The 5,285-nt window shown below is 36.8% G+C and carries 5 protein-coding genes; 2 read left to right on the plus strand and 3 right to left on the minus strand.

All coding sequences use genetic code 11. From position 1 onward, the window contains the following. On the minus strand, positions 1-401 hold a 401-nt coding region (locus WMO19_RS09440; RefSeq protein ID WP_349171601.1), incomplete at its 3' end, for a transposase. A gap of 142 nt (positions 402-543) precedes the next feature. Between WMO19_RS09440 and WMO19_RS09445 the strand changes: the two genes are divergently transcribed. Beyond that, positions 544-2,433: an ABC-F family ATP-binding cassette domain-containing protein gene (locus WMO19_RS09445; protein WP_349171603.1), complete on the plus strand. Its 1,890-nt coding sequence runs from the start codon at positions 544-546 to the stop codon at positions 2,431-2,433. Positions 2,434-2,713: 280 nt separating this feature from the next. Here WMO19_RS09445 and WMO19_RS09450 read toward each other — a convergent pair whose 3' ends face one another. Together WMO19_RS09450 and WMO19_RS09455 are read right to left on the minus strand one after the other, a co-directional pair. Continuing rightward, the gene (locus WMO19_RS09450) at positions 2,714-3,361 is read right to left on the minus strand and encodes an aspartate/glutamate racemase family protein (RefSeq protein WP_349171604.1); all 648 of its coding nucleotides are present in this window, start codon (positions 3,359-3,361) and stop codon (positions 2,714-2,716) included. Further along, complete coding sequence (locus WMO19_RS09455; RefSeq protein WP_349171606.1) at positions 3,358-4,245, minus strand: diacylglycerol/lipid kinase family protein; 888 nt, start codon at positions 4,243-4,245, stop codon at positions 3,358-3,360. Before WMO19_RS09455 ends, WMO19_RS09450 begins: the two co-directional genes overlap by 4 nt. A gap of 95 nt (positions 4,246-4,340) precedes the next feature. Between WMO19_RS09455 and ypfJ the strand changes: the two genes are divergently transcribed. Then, positions 4,341-5,177, plus strand: coding sequence for a KPN_02809 family neutral zinc metallopeptidase (ypfJ, locus tag WMO19_RS09460; protein ID WP_349171607.1), 837 nt, complete (start codon positions 4,341-4,343; stop codon positions 5,175-5,177). The last annotated feature ends 108 nt before the right edge of the window (positions 5,178-5,285 follow it).

Below are 5,285 nucleotides of genomic sequence, written 5' to 3' on the forward strand. Positions count from 1 at the left end.
TTGTTTTTTAGATCTTTATTTTTATCTGTATTTGGCATATTTGAAGGTCTTCCTCTCTTTTTTGCTTTCAGTCCTTCAATTCCTTCTTCTCTAAAATCTTTAACCCATTTAGCTATCATAGGTGGATTATTGATTTTAAGTTCATTTGCTAGGCTTTGATAAGACATTTCTCCTGTTAAGTACAAGTTTACAGCATTTAGCTTAAATTCCAAAGTATATTTATTATTTTTTCTTTTCACTTCTAGTCCTTCATAGCCTTGTGTTTTGTATGCATTTACCCATCTTCTTATCTCTGATTCTGATTTGATATTATATTTTTCTGCAAGTGATAGGTATCCTATGTTTCCTTCTAAATATTCTTTCACTACTTTGAGCTTGAATTCTAAATTGTATTTTGACATTAAAAAACTGACCTCCTATAGTTGGTTTGTTAGTCCAACTTTTGGGGGTCAGTTCATGTGCAGGTCTTTTTTATTGAACTTAAGAAAGTCTCTGTCTTTCAATGAGATTCATTATTTGTTAAAATGTAGATAGGAGGTCATTATGCCAATACTTAGTTTAACGAATATTAAAAAATCCTACATAGACGAGGAAACTATTAGAGATGGAAATTTAATAGTGGAAGACCGCGACAAAATTGGCCTTATTGGAATTAACGGCAGTGGCAAGTCCACTCTTTTTAATATAATTACAGAAAATCTCTCCTACGATGCTGGGGAAATTTTTAGAAAAAAAGATTTAAAAATCGGCTACTTAGAGCAACAGCTAAATCTTCATCAAGAAGGCAGCATTTATGACAACTGTCTTTCTATTTTTTCTGATTTAATTGAGCTGGAAAAAAATCTTAGAGCCCAAGAGCATATTATTGCTGAAAATCCAGACAATTTGGAGGAGGAACTGAATAAGTATCAAAGGATGCAAGACGAGTTTCATAAGAAAGATGGCTATTCCTTTCACTCAAGGATTAGGGGAACTTTAATTGGTCTTGGCTTTAGTGAAGATGATTTTTCTAAGGACATAAAAACCCTATCTGGTGGACAAAAGTCACGAGTGGCTCTTGCCATGCTCCTACTTGAAGATGCAGACCTAGTTCTCCTTGACGAGCCTACCAACCACTTGGACATTGATGCAATTTCTTGGCTGGAAAAATATTTAAAGGATGTAGATAAGGCAATTATTATTATCAGCCACGACAGATATTTTTTAAATAATATTGTCTCAAAAATTGTTCTCTTGGAAAAGGGCGAGACTAAAACTTATGCTGGCAACTACGACAACTACATGAGACAGAGAAAAAAAGATTTTGAAGTCTTGAAGAGGCAGTATGAAGACCAGCAAAAGGAAATAAAGAGGCAGGAAGAAATTATAAAGAGATACATGAACCTCGGTCGCGACAGATTTATCAAGCAGGGCAAGAGCAGGAAGAAGATGCTGGACAAGATGCAAAAAATTGAAATGCCTGCTTCTAATAAAAAGACAAATCTTTCCTTTGCAACCAATAAAACTTCAGGTAGAGATGTCTTGGAGATAAAGGACCTTTCAAAATCCTTTGGCGACCACTTAGTTTTTCACGACTTAAATGCCTTTGTCTACAAAAAGGATAAAATCGGCTTAATTGGCCCCAATGGCGTTGGCAAGTCCACCCTCTTTAAAATTATTGCAGGTAAGCTTAGTCCAAGCTCTGGCGAAGTTAAAATTGGGTCCAATGTGGACATAGCCTTCTTCTACCAAGAGCTTGACAACTTAAATTTAAATAAGACTGTCATGGACGAGATCTGGGACGAGTTTCCAAAGCTTGAACATTTTCAAATCAGAAAATATTTGGCAGAGTTTCTCTTTGTAGGCGACGACATTTTTAAAACTGTCGATGAACTTTCCGGCGGCGAGCGTGGAAGACTATCCCTTCTAAAAATTATGTTAAAGGGTGCAAACTTCCTTGTCCTTGACGAACCAACAAACCACTTGGACATTGACTCAAAGGAAATCCTTGAAGATGCCCTCTTAAAATATGAGGGCACTGTTCTTTCTATTTCTCACGACAGATATTTTTTAAACAAGACTGTGGACAAAATTTTTGAAATGAAGGAAGACGGCATAAATGTCTTCTTGGGCAATTACGATTATTATCTAGAAAAGACCACTGAAACTGAAAGCCTTGATGATGACTACAAGTCCAAGACAGAAATTGCAAAAGAAAAGCGTGAGGAGAGAGAAGTCCGCAAAAAAAATAGAGCCCTTCGCAAAGAAAAAGAAAAGCTTGAAAAAGAAATTGTGGACATGGAAGAAAAGTTATCCACAATCGATGACAAACTGCAAGACCAAGAGACTTACAGCGATTATCAACTAGCAAATGATTTATCAATAGAGCGTCAAAGCCTTGCAAACACTTTAGAAGACCTCTATGAAGCTTGGATGGAATTGGAAGAAAATTAAAAGATTTTAAAAAATTTTTTCCACAGGACTTTTTGCGATGACTACTTTATCCCCAATCTTATGCACATTATCCACAGGTTAATAAAGGTCTGTCTTGAAAAATAGTGCACAATTCATGCACATTTTGAAAAAATTATCATTAAACATAAAAAATGTCTATATTTTCCAATTATTAACTGGATTTTTACAAAAAATATACAATCTTATCCACAATTTGCCAAAAGTTATCAACTTTTGTGTATAAATGATAAAAGAGCTGCCTAAAAACAGCTCTTTTGTCTTATTTATTATTTAATCTTTTAATCATGTCCTCTGCAGGATCTAAAATTTCAATTTCTGTAAGTTTTTCAAATTCTTCCTTCATGTAAGGGAAGTGAGTGCAGCCTAAAATAATTGCCTTAGGCCTTCTTTCCATCTCATTAAAAAAGTTAAAGAGCTCTCTTAGTCCAAGCTTATGGACAATTTCCTCAGGGGAAGTTTTCTTTTCGATTTCTTCTACAAGGGCAAGGATCCCTATTGCAATTGTGTTTCTAAAAGTTTTTTCTGACAAAATTTTATCTATGCCATGGGCTGATTTTGAATTTGCTGCCAGGATTACTATGTCTTCATAGGAAGAGTCAAGATTTCTATAAAAGTCCAAGGGAGTAATGATTTCGATGCTCTGACGGTGGGTTAAGCCTTCCAAATCTATAGAAGCAGAAAGGGAATTGCAGTAGATAAAAATTTTTTCAGCCCCCTCTTTTTTTGCCTCCCTTATTTTTTCTTCAACAATATTTGTCAGCTCTTCTCTTGAATAATATTGAAGGGCGGATTGGTCCTTGGGGTTCTTGGAAATTGGAAAGCTCAATGGCTCAAAGCCCTTTTTATTTAAAAGGTCCACTCCCATTTTTGTGTCTACATAAGTTCCTGCGAATACTCCTACTTTCATTTTTTCACTCCTTTAAAATAAATCCATTTTAATTTTTTATCCAAAATTCTGTACTTAAGATTTCTGGCAGAATAAATTTCTCCGTCTATGTTGTATAAAAACTCTCTGTCTGCTGAAATTTTCCCTGACCTAGTTAAAATTTCTCTCACGCCACTTTTCCCAAGGTGGTCTCCCCTTCTGTAGGAAGTAAATAAGCTTGCTATTCTTAGGGGACTCATCTTCTCTGCCAAAATTAAATTTAAAAGTCCATCGTCAATTTTTGCCTTTGGTGCTGGGTTAAAGCCATTGCCATAGTAAGAGCCGTTGCAAAGAGCAGAAATTAAAAAGGAGCCAGATAAGTTTACTTCTTCATTTTTTTCGTCAAGACAGGAAATTTTTAAGTCTACATTTTCCAAATTCATTACAGATTTTACTACGCCATAAAAATATCCCAGCCTGCCTCCAAGCTTTTTCCTCTTCATTATGTCATAAGCATACCTCAAAACATTGGTGTCAAAGCCAAGGCTTGTGACATTGATGCAAATTTTGCCGTTTACTTCTATTAAATCAATGGGAGAAATTTCATAATCAAAAATATTTCCTAACTTAAAATTTTTGTAAGAAAAATTTTTTGAAAAGTCGTTGCCTGTGCCGCCAGGTATTAGTCCCAGGGCAGTATCGCTCCCACAAAGGACAGAGGCAACTTCAGATAGGGCACCGTCGCCACCTTTTATGTATAAAATTTCGCCGCCCCTGTCCCTAAAGTCCTTGGCAAATTTCACTGTGTCTCCGGCTTTCTCTGTGATTTTTATTTCATCTTTATCAAAATATTTTAAAAGTTCTCTTGCAAGGGTCTCGTCATAGGACCTGCCAGACTTAGAACTTATTATAAAAAGCTTTTTCATATTCACCACTTATAATAATTATATTATATGGTGAAATTTATTCCAATAGAGTTCTTTCATGGCTTTTGGGGTAAAAGAAAAAAAGGAGGGATCTTATGAAATGGAGAGGAAGAAGGCAAAGTTCAAATGTCAGCAGGAGTAGAGGCGGCGGAGTGGCCCTTGGTGGCGGTGGACTTCTAGTGGCACTAATAGTTTTTTTACTAACGGGAAATCCAATGGATGCAATTCGCTCTGGCTTTGGAGGCACAGCACCTGAAACTACACAAAATTATGAACTATCACAAAAGGAGCAAGATTTATACGATTATTCAGCCGTAGTCCTTGCAGATACAGAGGACGCCTGGCATGAAATTTTAAAAAAGGAAGGCGTAAATTATAGGGAGCCTCAGCTAAAGATCTTTAAGGGTCAAGTAAAATCTGGCTGCGGACTTGCCAGCGCAGGCATGGGACCCTTTTATTGCTCAAGAGACGAGGCAATATACATGGACCTCTCCTTTTACGATTCACTTATAAGGGACTTTGGTGCAGATGAGGGCGACTTTATCTTGTCCTATGTAATTAGCCACGAGGTTGGTCACCATGTGCAAGAGGTGACGGGAATTATGGACCAGTACCAAGAGCTTATGGGAAAACTTTCTGAAGAGGAGAGAAATGCACTGACAGTTAGACTAGAACTGCAAGCAGACTACCTAGCAGGCGTCGTAGCGAGATATCAAAAGGACAAGGGCTATCTGGATCCAGGAGATATTGATGAGGCAATATCAGCTGCCTGGTCCATTGGCGACGACACCTTGCAGAAAAAAGCTCAGGGCTATGTGAGACCAGAGTCCTTCACTCATGGCTCCAGCGAAGAGAGAACTCGCTGGTACAAAAAGGGCTATGAGGCAGGCGACCTATCAGGATGGGATACTTTTTCTGCGAAAAATTTATAAAATTTAAGAAAAAAATAAGACTGAGGATTAATTTGGCTCTATAATATCTGTTGGGGAGTAAATCTCTAACAGATATTTTTATATAAAAAAATTGCACTTATACGCATT

Source organism: Peptoniphilus hominis (ex Hitch et al. 2025), from assembly GCF_040096015.1.
Taxonomy (GTDB): domain Bacteria; phylum Bacillota; class Clostridia; order Tissierellales; family Peptoniphilaceae; genus Peptoniphilus_A; species Peptoniphilus_A hominis.